Source organism: Ruegeria sp. AF3 (genome assembly GCF_056536285.1).
In genome coordinates, this window is sequence record NZ_JBQFJM010000001.1 from 1693338 (window position 1) to 1709742 (window position 16405).

General features: G+C 57.3%; 17 protein-coding genes. 10 read left to right on the forward strand and 7 right to left on the reverse strand.

The features are described 5' to 3' along the window. A complete protein-coding gene (locus ACR3FC_RS08600) occupies positions 1-699 on the reverse strand; it encodes a fumarylacetoacetate hydrolase family protein (protein ID WP_480474320.1) in 699 nt (232 codons plus the stop codon). Between the two features lie 602 nt (positions 700-1301). Then, on the reverse strand, positions 1302-1736 hold the full coding sequence (gene hpaR / locus ACR3FC_RS08605) for a homoprotocatechuate degradation operon regulator HpaR (protein WP_480476850.1): 435 nt from the start codon (positions 1734-1736) through the stop codon (positions 1302-1304). Between the two features lie 189 nt (positions 1737-1925). Here hpaR and ACR3FC_RS08610 point away from each other — a divergent pair, with 189 nt between their 5' ends. Beyond that, positions 1926-2696, forward strand: coding sequence for an HpcH/HpaI aldolase family protein (locus ACR3FC_RS08610; RefSeq protein WP_480474321.1), 771 nt, complete (start codon positions 1926-1928; stop codon positions 2694-2696). A 4-nt stretch (positions 2697-2700) separates the two neighbouring features. Here ACR3FC_RS08610 and ACR3FC_RS08615 read toward each other — a convergent pair whose 3' ends face one another. After that, on the reverse strand, positions 2701-3843 hold the full coding sequence (locus ACR3FC_RS08615) for a DUF3095 domain-containing protein (RefSeq protein ID WP_480474322.1): 1143 nt from the start codon (positions 3841-3843) through the stop codon (positions 2701-2703). Positions 3844-3983: 140 nt separating this feature from the next. Here ACR3FC_RS08615 and ACR3FC_RS08620 point away from each other — a divergent pair, with 140 nt between their 5' ends. The 6 genes from ACR3FC_RS08620 (at position 3984) to ACR3FC_RS08645 (ending at position 10225) form a co-directional block, all read left to right on the forward strand. Beyond that, entirely contained in the window at positions 3984-5156 is a 1173-nt protein-coding gene (locus ACR3FC_RS08620) for an MFS transporter (RefSeq protein WP_480474323.1), read from the forward strand. A 21-nt stretch (positions 5157-5177) separates the two neighbouring features. Then, positions 5178-6209 (forward strand): glycosyltransferase family 4 protein, encoded by a 1032-nt coding sequence (locus tag ACR3FC_RS08625; protein WP_480474324.1) that lies wholly within the window; start codon positions 5178-5180, stop codon positions 6207-6209. Between the two features lie 103 nt (positions 6210-6312). Further along, positions 6313-7335 carry an aspartate-semialdehyde dehydrogenase gene (locus ACR3FC_RS08630; RefSeq protein WP_480474325.1) on the forward strand — a complete coding sequence of 341 codons (1023 nt, stop codon included), beginning with the start codon at positions 6313-6315 and terminating at the stop codon, positions 7333-7335. Between the two features lie 123 nt (positions 7336-7458). After that, the gene (locus tag ACR3FC_RS08635) at positions 7459-8676 is read left to right on the forward strand and encodes a DUF4139 domain-containing protein (protein ID WP_480474326.1); all 1218 of its coding nucleotides are present in this window, start codon (positions 7459-7461) and stop codon (positions 8674-8676) included. Positions 8677-8718: 42 nt separating this feature from the next. Then, positions 8719-9090 (forward strand): DUF4139 domain-containing protein, encoded by a 372-nt coding sequence (locus ACR3FC_RS08640; RefSeq protein ID WP_480476852.1) that lies wholly within the window; start codon positions 8719-8721, stop codon positions 9088-9090. A gap of 217 nt (positions 9091-9307) precedes the next feature. Then, positions 9308-10225, forward strand: coding sequence for an endonuclease/exonuclease/phosphatase family protein (locus tag ACR3FC_RS08645; protein ID WP_480474327.1), 918 nt, complete (start codon positions 9308-9310; stop codon positions 10223-10225). A gap of 63 nt (positions 10226-10288) precedes the next feature. On the opposite strand, the gene ACR3FC_RS08650 is transcribed toward ACR3FC_RS08645, so the two are convergent. Continuing rightward, complete coding sequence (locus ACR3FC_RS08650; protein ID WP_480474328.1) at positions 10289-10825, reverse strand: SRPBCC family protein; 537 nt, start codon at positions 10823-10825, stop codon at positions 10289-10291. Positions 10826-10922: 97 nt separating this feature from the next. Beyond that, the gene (locus ACR3FC_RS08655) at positions 10923-11573 is read right to left on the reverse strand and encodes a carbonic anhydrase (protein ID WP_480474329.1); all 651 of its coding nucleotides are present in this window, start codon (positions 11571-11573) and stop codon (positions 10923-10925) included. A gap of 144 nt (positions 11574-11717) precedes the next feature. On the opposite strand from ACR3FC_RS08655, the gene ACR3FC_RS08660 reads away from it, so the two are divergent. From ACR3FC_RS08660 to ACR3FC_RS08670, 3 genes are all read left to right on the forward strand, one after another. Then, the gene (locus ACR3FC_RS08660; protein WP_480476854.1) at positions 11718-12107 is read left to right on the forward strand and encodes a hypothetical protein; all 390 of its coding nucleotides are present in this window, start codon (positions 11718-11720) and stop codon (positions 12105-12107) included. Positions 12108-12170: 63 nt separating this feature from the next. Then, complete coding sequence (locus ACR3FC_RS08665) at positions 12171-13553, forward strand: leucyl aminopeptidase family protein (RefSeq protein WP_480474330.1); 1383 nt, start codon at positions 12171-12173, stop codon at positions 13551-13553. Continuing rightward, on the forward strand, positions 13550-14287 hold the full coding sequence (locus ACR3FC_RS08670) for a C40 family peptidase (protein ID WP_480474331.1): 738 nt from the start codon (positions 13550-13552) through the stop codon (positions 14285-14287). The genes ACR3FC_RS08665 and ACR3FC_RS08670 overlap by 4 nt, the downstream gene beginning before the upstream one ends. On the opposite strand, the gene ACR3FC_RS08675 is transcribed toward ACR3FC_RS08670, so the two are convergent. Both ACR3FC_RS08675 and ACR3FC_RS08680 read right to left on the reverse strand, forming a co-directional pair. Continuing rightward, a complete protein-coding gene (locus ACR3FC_RS08675) occupies positions 14284-14634 on the reverse strand; it encodes a DUF2794 domain-containing protein (protein WP_480474332.1) in 351 nt (116 codons plus the stop codon). The two genes, ACR3FC_RS08670 and ACR3FC_RS08675, sit on opposite strands and share 4 nt — an antisense overlap. A 73-nt stretch (positions 14635-14707) precedes the next feature. After that, positions 14708-16372, reverse strand: coding sequence for an ABC transporter permease (locus ACR3FC_RS08680; protein WP_480474333.1), 1665 nt, complete (start codon positions 16370-16372; stop codon positions 14708-14710). Positions 16373-16405: the final 33 nt, after the last annotated feature.

The following is a 16405-nucleotide window of genomic DNA, read 5'->3' on the forward strand; positions in this document are numbered from 1 at the left end:
CTATTCTGCGTCTGACAGGGGCAATTTGATCGGTTCCAGCCCATCAATCTCACCTGTCAGAACATCCCCTGCAACGACTGGACCAACGCCAGCCGGCGTACCGGTCAGGATTAGGTCACCGGGGCGCAGGTGGTAAAAGCCGGACAGGTGCATGACAATCTCGTCGATCTTCCAGATCAGCTCCTCCAGGGTCGCGTTCTGGCGCAACTCTCCGTTTACGCTTAGCCGAATGCGCTTGTCATCCTCCGGGGTCCAGTCGGCAGCTGGTGTCAACGGCGCAAAGACCGCTCCGTTTTCGACGTCCTTTCCCAGATCCCAGGGCCGCTGCTTGTTGCGCTCGCGGATTTGCAGATCACGGCGCGTCATATCCAGGGCGCAGCCATAGGCAAAAATGGCATCCCACGCCTGCGCACTGGTGGCGCGAAACACGGGTTTTCCAATGGCCAATGCCAATTCCATCTCATGGTGGTAATTTTCGGTCCCGGCAGGATAAGGAACCGTCGCACCTGAGAGTACAGCGTTCGGGGCGGATTTAGTGAAATAGAAAGGTGCCTCGCGATCCACCTCGTTCCCCATTTCTGCGGCATGGGCAGCATAATTTCGACCGACACAGAAGATCCGTCCAATGGGATATCCGGCCGCCGCGCCGACAACGGGGATGGTGATCGGGTCCGGAAGCGAAAACAGGCTGTTTGGCATGATAATCCCTGAAGGTTGCGTAACTTCCATATTACGTCTGCCAAACCCGCCAGCAAGCCCGGAAAACACGCTGTATTTCGCCAATCTCGAGGAGGTGTTTCAGCGTGAAACGGCTCAATTCTGACCTGAATGACTGACGCCGTGTCAAAAATTGGTTTCATCAGTTTTTATGGTCTCACCAGTAAACAAACAGATCGAAACAACTCTTGGCTCAGTCAAAAGCCGGGCTAAATCCTCAGGTAGTCAGGCCCGTGCCGATTTCGGTGCGGCGTCAAAATTCAGAACAGCAGCTTTGGTAAAGCATTCCACCAAAGTGACGTCGACAAACCATACGCTGACCCATTTACCGATCGGCAACTGCCTAAACCAGTTTCGGAGAGTATAGGTGCTAGGCCCCTCCCCCATGGGCCAAAAAGACCCTGTTCAGAGCCACATTTCAGGCTTTTCGTATACTCCGAAGCACAGGCCGGACCGTCAGGTTTGACGTAACCGGTCTTGGGCCAGGCACCAACGACCAGTCCGGGTCTGGCCGCCCCGTCGGAGACTCCCCCTACAGTTTCCGGCGGGGTCACTACCAACGACATCGGATACAGTGCCAAAAATCAGGAGTCGAGGTCCTTCAACTCGTTCAGCAGATCCAGCAGTAACTCATGCTTGTCCGGTCCAAGCTGAGATCGAATACGTTCCGCCTGGGCCGTGCTTGCAGCCAGATTGGCACGAATGATCTGAACCCCTTTTTTATTGATCTCAACAACCTGACGCCGTCGGTCAGCCGGATGGCTGCGCCGCGTGATCAGTCCACGGTTCTCCAACTTCTGAAGAATGCGCGTCAGGCTTGGCAGCAACAGGCAGGCGCGATCGGCGATGTGGGTCGGCTCTTGTGGGCCTTCTTCGTTCAACACCCGCAACACCCGCCACTGCTGTTCCGTGACGCCAGCGTCAGCCAGCATTGCTCGAATGGGTCCCATAACCTTTTCCCGCGCCCGCAAAAGCGCAATGGGCAAAGATCGCGACGTCAGAGGGAGATCGTCGGTCATAAGAAAATTATCACCGAAATCCGGGATATAAGCAAGCAACCCGACACGCAGCAGCAGCGCCCGCACCCGAATTTGCACCGTCATGCGGGCCGATTTCGGGCTGGACAATTCAAAACGACCGTTGAAGATGCCATCGACATCCGCTTCTTGTCCTTCTCACCCCCTGCGGTCGAAATATGAGGTTTCAGCATGGCAGCCCCACAAAACGCATTCAAACAGGCTCTAATACAGGGCAAACTGCAGGTTGGCTGCTGGATGAGCTTTGCTGAATCCGTCACCGCCGAGATCATGGGAACCGCGGGTTTCGATTGGCTGGTGATCGATGGTGAACACGCACCAAATGATATCCGCTCGATCCGGGATCAGCTGACAGCTTTGGCCAGCAGCGCATCTCATCCCGTTGTGCGGGTTCCTGTCGGAGAGACCTGGCTGATCAAGATGGTTCTGGATGCTGGCGCCCAAACAGTACTGGTTCCGATTGTCGAAAGCGCCGCTCAGGCGCAGGACTTGGTCCGTGCCTGCCGTTATCCGCCGGACGGGGTGCGGGGTGTTGGTGCAGCGGCATCGCGCGCCACGATGTATGGGTCGACAAGCGACTATATCCAGACCGCAGATCAGGAAATCTGCCTGTTGTTGCAGGTGGAAACCCGCGCCGGATTGGCCGCGTTGGATGACATTCTTCAAGTCGAAGGTGTGGATGGCGTTTTCATCGGTCCCGCTGATCTGTCAACCGACATGGGGTACAAGGGCAACAGCGCCGCACCCGAGGTGCGCGAGGTCATCGCGGACGCCCTGGCCCGGATCAAGGCCGCAGGCAGAGCGCCGGGCATCCTTGCCACCAATGACGAAGCACGTCAGACCTATCTGGACATGGGCGCACAATTTCTGGCGGTCGGCATAGATGTGATGCTGCTGGCGCAGGCGGCTCGCGCGCTGGCCGGGCAATGGAAACCATCCTAAACAGTCAACTGCGCATGGCCGCAGCGGCCTGCGCATAGCCGCCCGAGGCTCCATCAACAAAATGCACATGGTCATCCCGCATGGCCGAGGGGACGATACATGTCATCATCGCCTCCTCCTGTGCGTGCAAACCGTATCTGATCTTCCCCCGGCGACGCGCCTCTTCAAGCAGGTGTTCGATTTGGCGCAACGTGTCCGGATCGCAGTCGAGCGTCATTTTCAGCCCGTCATCAAACTTTCGGTAATCGGCATTACTGCTGACCATATGTCTGTAATGGTCCGGCTCAAAGCGTCCCATCCGCAGGCCAGTTTTGAACAATACTGCGATCAACAGGTTCTGAACCAGCAGGACGAGTTTGTGCAAAATCACATGACGCCCGTTGCGCGACACATGAGCGTCGATGTCAAGGCCGGGTGGAGGCCACGCTATGGGCGGACCCTTTTCCGACACCGGATGGCCTGCGCGATCCAGTGTTTCAGACGCGGACAGGACGGATTGCGCAAGATCGGCAAAGTCCCGTTCGGTTGCTGACGGTGTGGGCTGTACGACCAGCGAAACGATCTGACCGTGACGGGCCGGGCTGTTGGACCACCTGCAAGACAGGCCTGTCAGATCCGGCTGCGCACCTGGCCCGGCGGGTGTGACCATATTTTTCCCGGCTTTCATCCCGGCCTCGGCCCAGGCCAGACCACCGCCGGAAAACATGGCGTAATCCACTCCGGTAGAGGGTGCATAGCGCGCAACGCGCAGATCCTTACCCGCTTTGCGAATATCAGCCACCGACACCAGCGCTGCCCGCAAAGGCATGGAGAATTCTTCATCTGCCCAGCGCCGCAAATCCGCCAGCGTAGTCCGGGCGGTTTCAGCTTTTCCGGGCGGGACAGCAAACCCCGCCCCATCGCCGCCAAAGACATATGGAAACAACGCGCCGTCCATTGCGTTGATCATGGCCGAAATTACCGCAGCGCCCACAGTATTGACAGTCTTGTACCGGCCCCGCGCGATTTCGCCCGTTGAATCGACAATATCAGCAACACCCAGAACCCAATCATCGGGCAGTTTTGAAAACTGCGCGGGGTCTGCCAGACGGGTAAAATCGCGCTGCAAGGGAAGGTTTTCGTAAAATGCGGACTGGAGGTCTTTCATGCTCCCCCTCGGAATCAGTGTTTTGACAAAGATAGCCGTAAGGCGAGCCATGTCCTAACTTTGAAACAATATACACAGGCTTGTGCGTTGCATCACGGCGTGCCAAGCATTTCCCTCGGACGAGCAGGAAAGGGCTGAATATGCAGGCAGGTTTGGTGGTTTTATGCCTGGGCTATGTGCTCAGCCAGTTTTTCCGTGCTTTCCTTGCGGTTCTCAGCCTGGATCTGGAGCGTGACATTAGTGCCGCGCCCGAAGATCTGGCCTTTGCTTCCGGTCTTTGGTTTATCGTGTTCGCCGTCATGCAGATCCCGGTCGGATGGGCGCTGGACAGGATTGGGCCCCGCCTCACGTCCGCCGCGCTGCTTCTGGTGGGCGGGGCAGGTGGGGCGGCGGTTTTCGCAGCCGCAACAACGCCCCTGCACATCAGCATAGCCATGGGCCTGATCGGTGTCGGGTGCTCTCCGGTCCTTATGGCCTCCTACTATATCTTTGCACGCGAATACCCTCCGGCGCGGTTTGCTACATTAGCGGCCGTGATGCTGGGCGCAGGGTCCGTTGGAAATCTGGTGGCTTCTTATCCAACCGCGCTTGCCGTGGAATGGATGGGGTGGCGCGGTACGATGGTCGGGCTTGCCGCGGTGTCCGCCGCAATCGCATTGGGCCTTTGGCTGACTGTTCACGACCCTGCGAAGGTCGAAACAGAACACAAGGGATCGCTGCTGGATCTGCTGAAGGAGCCTGCCTTGTGGCTGATCCTGCCCCTGATGCTGGTTGCTTACGCCCCCGCTGCAGCGCTGCGCGGGCTGTGGGCCGGGCCGTACCTGAATGACGTTTTCGACCTCAGTTCCACTCAGATCGGCACCGCAACGCTGATCATGGGCTCGGCCATGATTGCGGGCACTTTTGTCTACGGACCACTGGACCGTATTTTTGGCACCCGGAAATGGGTGGTTTTCGCTGGCAACGCTTTGGGTTCAGTTGCGCTGGGCCTGCTCTGCCTGTGGATTGATAATGCAATATGGCTGTCCGTCCTGCTGATGGCCGTGATCGGCTTTACCGGTGCCAGCTTTCCGGTCATCATGGCTCATGGCCGGGCCTTCGTGCCTGCGCATCTGGTGGGGCGTGGTGTGACATTGCTGAATCTTTTCGGCATCGGCGGCGTTGGCATTGCTCAATTCGTCACCGGGCGTATTCACGCAGCCACCGTGCAAGACGGATCAACCGTGCCGTACACAGCAATATTCGGGTTTTTTGCGGTTACCCTTGCCATTGGTTGCGTGATCTATCTATTCAGCCGGGATAGTGTGGATTGACGCAGCCATCAGGAGAGTCCGTTGAACGACCCCGTTGTCATAGCCCCAAATCTGAAACGCAGACTTTCGGGCGTAACGGCGACCATAGCAAGGCTGGTTCCGCTGCAAGCGCAATGGATCGATATCGCCGCCACTGGTCCGGGTCTGCCCGCCGACACTCCGCACATCCCGCTGGGTCGACTGCCTTTCCTGTCGCGTCGTAAAAGGCGGGTCTGGCACGCACGCCGCAACACCGAGATGTTGCTGGGGCTCATCCTGCGCAATGTGTTCCGGTTGAAACTCAAAATGCTGTTCACAAGCGCGTCCCAAAGGCCGCACACAGGCTATACCAAATGGCTGATCGGCAAGATGGATGCTGTCGTTGCAACCTCGCGCAAAACCGCAGGGTATCTTGAGCGAGACTCACAGGTGGTAATGCATGGCATTAACCTCCAGGACTTTGTTCCACCTTCAGACAAGGCCACTGTCCGTGCCCGACTGGGGCTGCCGGATGGGGTACTGTTGGGGTGTTATGGCCGTATCCGACACCAAAAAGGCACGGATGCCTTTGTCGACGCCATGATTGACGTGTGCGGACGGTTCGAAACAGTGTCAGGCATCGTCATGGGCCGGGCAACCGAGAAACACACCGCTTTTCTGGCCGAACTGAAGACTAAAGTCGCCAAAGCTGGCTTGTCTGATCGCATCCTTTTCAAGCCCGAGGTGACCGTAGATCAGATTGCTGAATGGTATCAGGTCCTGGACCTGTTTGTTGCGCCACAAAGGTGGGAGGGATTTGGTTTGACCCCTCTCGAAGCAATGGCCTGCGGTGTTCCGGTCGTGGCCACAGATGTCGGCGCGTTTTCCGAAATCATTACTGATCCATCCTTTGGCAAGGTGGTGGCCCCCGATGATGTTCCCGCCTTGGTCGAGGCGATTGCCCTAATGCTGAAAAGCAATGATTCCCTGTCACAAGCGGGCCTGGCATCCCGCGCCCATGTCGAGCAGAATTTTGACATTCAGGGCGAAGCAAAGACGCTGGTTGCGCTTTATGAACGACTTTTGAACGATTGAACCGCTTGAATTCGGCATCAGTCGTTGAAAACACCGCTGATAGCCCTTTTTTCTTCGCCGCAACGCGGCTATGAACGCGCGTCCTTAACTTTGGAGACATGAAATGGGCTATCGCGTCGTAGTCGTCGGCGCCACGGGTAATGTGGGCCGCGAAATGCTGAACATTCTGGCTGAACGCCAGTTCCCGGTTGATGAACTTGCCGCACTGGCAAGCCGTCGCTCGCTGGGTACCGAAGTAAGCTTTGGCGACAAGACCCTTACGACCAAAGATCTGGACACGTTCGATTTCACCGGCTGGGACATGGCGCTGTTTGCCGTGGGTTCCGAGGCGACCAAAGTCTACGCTCCAAAAGCGGCGGCGGCGGGTTGCGTGGTGATTGATAACTCGTCGCTCTATCGCTATGACCCGGAGATTCCGCTGATCGTGCCGGAATGTAACCCGCAGGCGATCCACGACTACAAAAACAAGAACATAATCGCCAACCCCAACTGCTCGACCGCGCAGATGGTTGTCGCGCTGAAGCCGCTGCATGACCGCGCCAAGATCAAGCGCGTTGTTGTGTCGACCTATCAGTCGGTTTCGGGTGCCGGCAAGGAAGGTATGGATGAGCTTTGGGATCAGACCAAGGCCGTCTACAACCCAACCACCGAAGTCGCACCGAAGAAGTTCCAGAAACAGATCGCCTTCAACGTCATTCCGCAGATCGACGTCTTCATGGAAGACGGCTCGACCAAGGAAGAGTGGAAGATGGTTGTCGAGACCAAGAAGATCGTCGATCCGTCGATCAAGGTCACCGCAACCTGCGTCCGCGTTCCGGTCTTCGTCGGCCATTCCGAGGCCGTGAATATCGAGTTCGAGGAATTTCTGGACGAAGACGAAGCCCGCGATATCCTGCGCGAAGCGCCGGGCATCATGGTGATCGACAAGCGCGAAGCCGGTGGCTACGTCTCGCCCATCGAGTGCGCAGGCGACTTTGCCACATTCATCAGCCGCATCCGCCAGGATTCGACCATCGAAAACGGTCTGAACCTGTGGTGCGTCAGCGACAACCTGCGCAAGGGTGCCGCCCTGAACGCGGTTCAGATCGCCGAACTGCTGGGCCGGGAAGTCCTGAAAAAGGGCTGAGGGCTAGCGAAGCTGAAAACCCCTAAGGGTCGCCCTTTGCAGGCGGCCCTTTTTTGTGCTTGCAGTCGTCCATCCGGGCTGCAACCTTTGCGGGCATATAACACCTGATTTCCGCGAGTGATTATGAGACCCCTGATTTACCTTTTGGCCCTTACGCCCACCGTCCTGCATGCTGAAACATTTTTGATCGACACCAAAGTGCGTGAGGTCACGGTTTACCCCAGAGGAGCCGACATTATCCGCACAGGAGCCTACGAAATTCCTGCTGGCAAACATCGTTTGATCTTGCAGGGCATTCCCGCGAATGACGAAAATCAGTTGTTTTCAATACAGGTTCTGACCGAAGGCCTGACACAAACCGCGTTGCTGCGACGCTTTGAAAACCTCCCGGTACAGGACCGCAAAAGCGAAGCTGTAATGCAGGCCGAGGATCGGATCGAAGCAATAGAAGATCAGATCACTGCTGTCACTGACAAGGCGAAAGCCACCCGTCTACGCGCCGAGGCTGCACGCCAATCCTTATTGTTTCTTGGTCAATTGGGACAGAATGAAGGTCTGCCTGCCGACCCAAACACGCTGCGTGAGATCACCCGCATGATTGCCGAGGAATCTCTGCGCGCCGAGCAAGAAGCCCAAACGGCTGAAATCGAAGCCCGAGGTGTCGAGCGGCAACTGGAACAGCTGGAAGAAGATTTGTTGATTGCTCAAGCTGATCTGGCTGCACTGATCCCCGAAGCTGATGACCATGTTTTCGTTGCCGTCGACGTGACCGCCGAAACAGCAACAAAAGGTGCTTTGACCGTGTCGTACATCGACTCCTATGCCGCAGAATGGTCGCCGGGATACGAGTTTCATTTGGCAACAGGCGACGCGCCCACAGTTCGGATCGACCGCAACCTCCTGATCACGCAGGACACCGGTGAAAACTGGCGCGATGTTACGATGCATGTGTCGACCATTGCCCCAACTGGACAGAACGCTGCATCATGGCTGCCTTCATTACGACATTGGATACGCGAAACACCGCCACCGCAACCAGAACGGGGAAATTTCGGGAAATTGGCAGAAGCGGTTGTCGAGGCACCTGTTGTGGTGGAAGAGACATCCATTGGCACGATACTGACCTCGTCAGTAGAAGGCACCGGCATCACTTACACTTTGCCAAATCTCATCTCGGTTTCCACTGGTTATGAGATTACCGAGGTCGCATTGGACGCAATCACCCAATCTGCCGAGGTTTTTGCGCTTGGCGTGCCCTGGCGCGATGACACGGCGTATCGGACCGCTCGGTTCACCAACCCAATGGATCAGAGGCTTCTGGAGTCTGCTGCCGCACGGTGATTTGTAGATGATGTTCTGGTTGCTGCCGGAGACTCGCAGGAAATTGGCCCTCGGGAAGAAATCGAGATGGGGTTTGGCCCAATCCATGGTCTGACACTTTCCCGACAGATCCTGAACCGCAGCAGCGGTGACACCGGGATTATTTCGCGGTCCAATCAACGGGTCGAACAGGCTGAAATCAGTATTGAAAACCTGACGGACCAAACCTGGCCACTGCGCCTCTTGGACCGGGTTCCATATTCCGAGCAGGACGATCTGGAAATCACGTGGAACGCCAATCCGCGCCCAAATGAAGAGAATGTGGACAACCAACGCGGAATTCTGGTTTGGGAGATGGATATTGCCCCCGATCAAAAGGCAAACATCACCTTGAACCTTGAATTGAATTGGCCTGAGGGGATGGACCTGAAGTAGTTTCCAAAGACGCTCGGCTTTTGCCGTCTATTTCATCAGCCGCACCCATCAAGGCACCGACTGGACCCCAAGCAACGGCAGAGCGCTGACGGCAATCCAAATTGCCGACCAGTTGACAAATTCAGGCTTGCTTGCCAGCTAAACACAGACCTGAACGCGACGGATGGGCCAGAACAGACAACAGGTGGTGCCCTGCACAGGGCATCAGAGGCATAGTATGGGAATTTCGACCAAACGCAGAATTGGAAGATACCTGATCATAGGATGTGCAGGCATTCTGGTCGGGCTTATCCTCATCGGGTTTACCGGGCAATTCCTGGCGGTCGGAGACTCCTTTGCTCTTTTCCGCCCGCAAGCCGGCGTTCTGCTTTTGCCGTGTGCCGCGATCCTGCTGTATATGCGCGCCAGATACCTTGCATTGGTGACCCTGGCCTTTGCCGCTGTTGCTGTCGGATCAATCGCAACCAGTTTCGCTGCCCCGCCCAAGGCCTGCGACGGCCCGTGTCTGACGCTATATCAAAAGAACCTCATGAGCCGGGCATGGCCGCGGTATTCGCTGGCCGACGACATCATTGCATCCGATGCCCATATCGTGACGTTGCAGGAAGTCTCAAGTCACAACCGCGAATACATGAGCAACCTGTTCGAGCATTACCCCGAAAAGGTGATCTGTGAGTTTCGTCCCGAACAAAACGTTGCCATCCTGACAACTCTTCCGATTGTCGAAGGTTCCGGGTTCTGCCTGAAAGGTCATGGTCTTGTCGGAATACAAGTCGAAGCCCCGGACGGGTCTTTGGTCTGGATCGTATCGATCCACCTGAGCTGGCCTTTTCCTTTCGACCAATCAACCCAAAGCCGGATCATTGCAGAACGCATCGCAGGTCTGGATGGCCCGGTTCTGATTGCCGGGGATTTCAACATGGTTCCATGGGGCGCAAGCGTCCGGCGGATCGCAGCGGCAGCCGACAACCAGAGTTTTGGGGCTGTCCTGAATACGCATAATCTTGGCAGCTGGCACCTACCCTTGCCAATCGACAACCTTTTGTTCCCAAAAGGAACAACCGGAACAGTCGAACTGCGCCCCTTCATGGGATCCGACCACTTCGGCAAATTCGCGCGGTTTCGTTTGGATTGATCCGCGAGGTCCCCGCTGCCTTGGTGGGCAAACCAGAACGCATGTTGCGATCTCAAGAAGGGTCTAGGTGTTATTTTCGATCAGCACTTTCAGATTATTCAACCCGCGCTCGTAATCGCCGCCAACCCATTTATCCATCATCAACCCCATCCAGCGGGACATGGGATTGAGCCCCAGATCGGATTCGAACCCCCAAGTCACGATGGTTGCGTCACCATCGGGTTTCAGTGTGAACGAAGCCGAGGCCGTGCCCATCTGCCCAAAGTCCAGATCTGTTTTGACCAGTTGATTTTCCACGCTTTCGACGATTTCCTGCGTACCGCTGCCAACCTGTGCGTGATCCGAGCTCCAGTTCAACTTGTTGCCGACACCTTCATCGGGGCCACTGTAGCTTAGTTTCGTCTCCGGATCGCGTGACAGCCAGGGGGACCATTTCTCGGTCGCTTGCATGGAATTCACAAACGGAAAGATCACTGCGGCCGGGGCGTCGATGGTGATGCTGCGGGACACTTCCGCCTTGCCGGGCAACACGTAAGAGACTGCAATGAACAGTAAAACAAGGAGGCACAACCCTGCGAGAAATTGCTTAAGCATCTTCATAGCAAGCTCCAAATTCAAACGTCATGAATGGAGTATACGAAATAACGGCTCTGAATCAGAGCCGTATTCCTCATCATTTATTCACTATGAACTGTCGTCAGACCGGAACGAATTTCTTCTGTATGGGATCGTAACTCTCTAACCCGCCAGCGCCGATATCGGTCCACAACCCGTGCAGGCTCAGAGTGCCCTGTTCGACCGCTGACGAGATAAACGGGAACGTCATCAGGTTTTCAAGCGACGCGACAACCGATTGGCGTTCCAGCTGTCGGGCTTGTTCGAGGCTGTCTTCGATATCAGCGACAAGTTCGAATTTTGGTTTCAGAATGTCCATCCAGCGGCCGACAAAGCTTTCTTTTGCATCCAGTTGCGGCGCCTGACCCTTGCACATGTCGATACAGCCCTGAACGCCACCGCATTGCGAATGGCCAAGAACCATCAGATGCGCAACCTTGAGAGAAGTGACGGCATACTCGATTGCTGCGCTGGTACCGTGATGATCGCCGTCCGGCGCATAGGGAGGCACCAGATTGGCGATATTGCGGTGGATAAAGAAATCGCCCTGATCCGCACCAAACATCGAAGTCACATGGACCCGGCTGTCGCAGCAGGAGATCACCATCGCCCGGGGCCGCTGCCCTTCATCTGCCAGCCGCTTGAACCAGACCTGGTTTTCCGAATACGTGGTCGCTTTCCAGCCGTGATACCGCGTGACCAGATAGCTCGGCAAAGGTTTGGCAAATTCCATTACGGTGTCCCCGTTCTTGTCGCTGATCGATCCTCTAAACCGAATTCTAGGAAAATTCGAGCAATTATCCGATTTCTCTGCAAGGTTTTGCAAAGGAATTTGCCACCAGTATCAAACCTGCGCCGTGGGGGCGTCAGAATTAGGGTGAATGTGGTGGAAAAAATAATCACGCTTGAACACAAGGAATCCGTCCGTCTGGATTCGGATCAATTAAGTGGCCTTTACCGTCAACTGGGCGACAAGAACGCGCTGGATGTGCTGTGCCGCACCATCGAAGAACTGGCAGTGCGCCTGTCGAACTGCGAACGCTTTTGGCGTCAGCGCGAGTGGGCCGACCTGCGCAAATGCGCAAGGTCGCTGGTCGCGATTTCCGAACAGGTCGGGATGACGGTTCTGGCCAGGGTTGCAGGTGACGTAGCGCAGGCCGTCGATGCCGGTGACGCGGTAGCAGCGGGCGCGACGCTGGGACGTCTGATCCGCGTTGGTGAGCGGTCGTTGACAGCCGTCTGGGACCAACAGGACCTTTCCGTCTGACAGGGGTTGCGGGCAGATTATGCGCGGCTAGTCTGTGCACAGAAACAATCTGCCGAGGCGCCCATGACTCTGTCCTTCGCCCCATCCTCTGACCCTTCCGTACCGCTTCATGTGATCGCGCAGCCGGATTTGGACGGCTGGCTTCTGGATCAGCCTGAGCGCGTGCAGTTCTGGGTCGCAGCAAACGGGTTTTCCGGCGCACTGGGGCAGGCCCTGCTTGTGCCGGCAACGAACGGCTCAATTGAATTCGCGCTGGCTGGTTACGGAACCGAAGAAAAACGTGCGCGCAAACGGTTCCCCCTTGCCGCAGCGGCCATGGCGCTGCCGGAAGGCACCTACGGCATTGCTTCGGGCATTCCTGCGGATCTTTTGGAGATGGAGTGTCTTGGCTGGCTGATGACTGGCTATGTCTTCGATCGATACGCGTCCCAGACCGGAGGGTCAGCGGCATTGATTGCACCTGATGGCATCAACGCCGCCCGTATCGAGGCCATGGCAAATGCCGAGGCTCTGACGCGCGATCTGGTCAACACGCCCACTTCGGACATGGGACCGGATCAGTTGCAGCAAGCGGTCGAGGTTCTGGCGAATGAGTTCGGCGCGTCTTGCAAGGTGATCACCGGCCATGCGCTGCTGGATCAGAATTTTCCCATGATTCACACGGTGGGACGGGCCGCGGCGCAGGCCCCCCGGCTGATCGAGTTGAACTGGGGCACCAGTGGCCCCAGACTGACACTAGTGGGCAAAGGTGTATGTTTCGACACCGGCGGGCTGAATTTGAAACCGGGCGCTTCCATGGGCCTGATGAAAAAAGACATGGGCGGCGCGGCCAATGTGCTGGGACTGGCCCGGATGATCATGGCGCTGGACCTTCCCCTGCAACTGCGGATTCTGATCCCGGCCGTTGAAAACGCAGTCTCAGGCAATGCCTTTCGCCCCGGTGATATCCTGACGTCACGCAAGGGCCTGACCGTTGAAATCAACAACACCGATGCCGAAGGGCGTCTGGTTCTGGCTGATGCGCTGACTTTGGCGGATGAAGGGAATCCCGATCTGGTGATCTCGATGGCGACGCTGACCGGTGCGGCGCGCGTGGCCGTGGGCCCTGATCTGGCACCGTTCTACACCGACGACGAAAGCTGCGCGCTGGCCTTGGCACAAGCGGCCAAAACGTCTGCCGATCCGGTCTGGAGAATGCCGTTTCACACACCCTACGAGGCGATGATCGAACCCGGCATTGCCGATCTGGACAATGCCCCCTCAGGCGGGTTTGCCGGGTCTATCACCGCCGCGCTGTTTCTGCGCCGGTTCGTAGGGTCTAGCCGCTATATCCATTTTGACATTTACGCATGGCAACCCAGCAATGAACCCGGCCGCACAAAAGGCGGTCTGGGTCAGGGATCACGCGCGGTGCTGTCGGCCTTACCGGAGGTATTGGGATTATGACCAAGCGCCGCGTATCCAAACCGGTCGTCGACCTGTTGCGTGCTCCTGACGGGCCGCGTGATCGTCAATTGCTGCTGGGGGACACAGTTCACGTCAAAGAAAACCACGGCGGGTGGAGCAGGATCGTCGCAGAAAAAGACGGATATGCTGGTTGGCTGGAAACAGACCACCTGTCCGAGGATATACCTGCAACGCATTGGATCAATGCGCCCGCAACACATGCATACTTGACCCCTGATATCAAAAGCCGCGATCTCGTGTCTCTGAGTTTCGGAAGTAAAATCCACGCGACTGCCGAAACGGATCGGTTTGTGCAGACCGAATTGGGTTTTGTCCCAAAGGTTCACATGGCCCCTATTGCAGAAAAACCGCACGATCCGGTTGCCGTGGCCGAGTTGTTCCTGGGTACGCCCTATCTGTGGGGCGGCAACAGCCGGTTCGGCATCGATTGTTCAGGGCTTGTTCAGGCCGCGTTGCTGGCCTGCGGTATTCCCTGCCCCGGCGATAGCGGCGATCAGGAACAAGCCTTGGGCGCTGCCCTGTCAGCTGGAACACCTGCGCAGCGCGGGGATTTGCTGTTCTGGAAAGGTCACGTGGCCTGGGTTTCGGGCGACAACATGATTTTGCATGCGAACGCCAGCCATATGGCGGTTGTGTACGAGCTGATGGACCGGGCGATCCAGCGCATTCAGGATCAGGGCGACGGGCCTGTTACAGCGCGAAAAAGGCTCTAATCCGGGTTTACGGCCCGGATGAGCTTGCGTTCCAGCACCCGCAGGACGGCTCGCAGATCGTGGCCGCGTTTCAGGATGCGGCCATCCATACCGATGACAGAGTACATCCCCTGCCGGGATTTCAGGCGCGGGTGCTTTTCGACGCGGTAGATCGGGTGCTCAGCAGTGCGCCGGAAGATCGAGAACACCGCCATGTCGCGCAGGTTTGAGATACCATAGTCCCGCCACTCTCCGGCGGCGACCATCCGTCCATAAACGGACAGGATTTGCGACATCTCGTGCCGGTCAAAGGCCACGGGCATCTGCGCTGCGCTTGCCGAAAACCGGTTGGGAGGCTGCATGTTCATACCGCCAGCCTTGCCGGAAATTATGTTTGAATCAAGCCTGATGCGCGGTTGTCCGGCATTTACAACACAAGTGTTACCGCCGACCAACCTGACGGCAGATCAGGATTACCGGCAGCAGGCCGACCGCCAGAATGACCAGTGAGGGCACGGCGGCACCCTCAAGCCTCTCATCCGAGGCAAGCCTGTATGCCTGTACGGCCAGTGTGTCGAAGTTGAACGGGCGCATGATCAGGGTGGCAGGCAATTCCTTCATTACGTCCACAAAGACGATCAACAGCGCAGTCAGCAGCGACGGTGTCAGAATGGGCAGGTGAACGCGCCGCAATGTTCCCAGCGGTGTTTGCCCCAACGACCGGGCCGCGGCATCCATATTGGCATGAACCGTGCTTTGCCCCCCCTCATATGCGCTGAGCGCGGCAGCAAGGAATCGCACCATGTAAGCGGCGACCAGCAGCCAGATTGAACCTGTAACCAACAACCCAGTTGACACATCGAATGTCTGCCGCATCCAGGCATCCAGCGCGTTGTCAAAGCTGGCGAAAGGTACAATCAAGCCGACTGCGATGACGCCACCGGGCACGGCATATCCCAGCCGCGCCATGTAGGCCGTCGCAGACGACGCGCGCCCAGGTCTCAGACGTTGAAAGAACCCGACACAGATCGCCGCAAAGACAGTGACGACCGCGGCCGTGCCGGCAAGGGTCAGCGAGTTTTGGATGAAACTGATATAGCGCCGCGACAGCAGGTTCTGTTCCGATTCCAAACCCATCTCGACCAGTATGATAACGGGCAGCAGGAACCCGAAGATAACAGGTATGGTACATAACAAGAATGCCGCGACGGCGCGAAGACCGGTCAGATCTTCCGCCGGTTGGGCAGCATGTTTCTTTCCGGCCTGATAGTATTTTGCCTTACCGCGTTGGGTGCGCTCGGCCACAGCCATGATCAGTGCAAAGACAAGCAGACACCACGCCAGCTGCGCCGCCGCCGCTCGGTCGGCCATGGAAAACCAGCTGGTGTAGATCCCGGTCGCAAAGGTCTGCACACCAAAATACGACACGGTTCCGAAATCGGCGATGGTTTCCATGATGGCCAGAAGCACACCACCGGCGATTGCCGGGCGCGCCATCGGCAGCGACACGCGCCGAAACGCCAGCCATGGGTTGTTGCCCAGCGCCCGCGCCGCCAGAAACGCCGTAGCACTTTGTTGCAGGAACGCAGCCCGTGCCAGAAGGTAGACATAGGGGTACAGCACCAGAATCAGCATTACTGCAGCGCCCCCGGTCGAGCGGATTTCAGGGAACCAGTAGTCGCGCGGCCCCCAACCCGTTACATCCCGCAAGGTGCTTTGAACGATACCCGGGTGATCCAGAATAAAGGTGTACGCATAGGCGAGCACATACGCCGGAAAGGCCAACGGCAAGACCAGCGCGATCTCAAGGATCCTGACACCGGGAAAGCGGGTCATCGTCACCAACCAGGCAGCGCCCGTGCCGATACTGAACGTACCCGCCGCAACCAGCACCACAAGGATCAGGGTCGTCACGGTATAGCCGGGCAACACCGTGTCCATCAGGTGCGAGATCGTATCTGTTCCGCCGGTCACCGCTGCCAAGACCACGGCCACCATGGGCAGCAGGCACGCGGCAGCCACAAGATAGGCGACAGCGGCCAACAGCCGTGTGCCGCGTACACCGCGATTGCGTGATCCGTTTTCTGAATAGTCGATCTGGGCCATCATCCCGGCTTTTGATTGGCAAAGGCTTAGGGT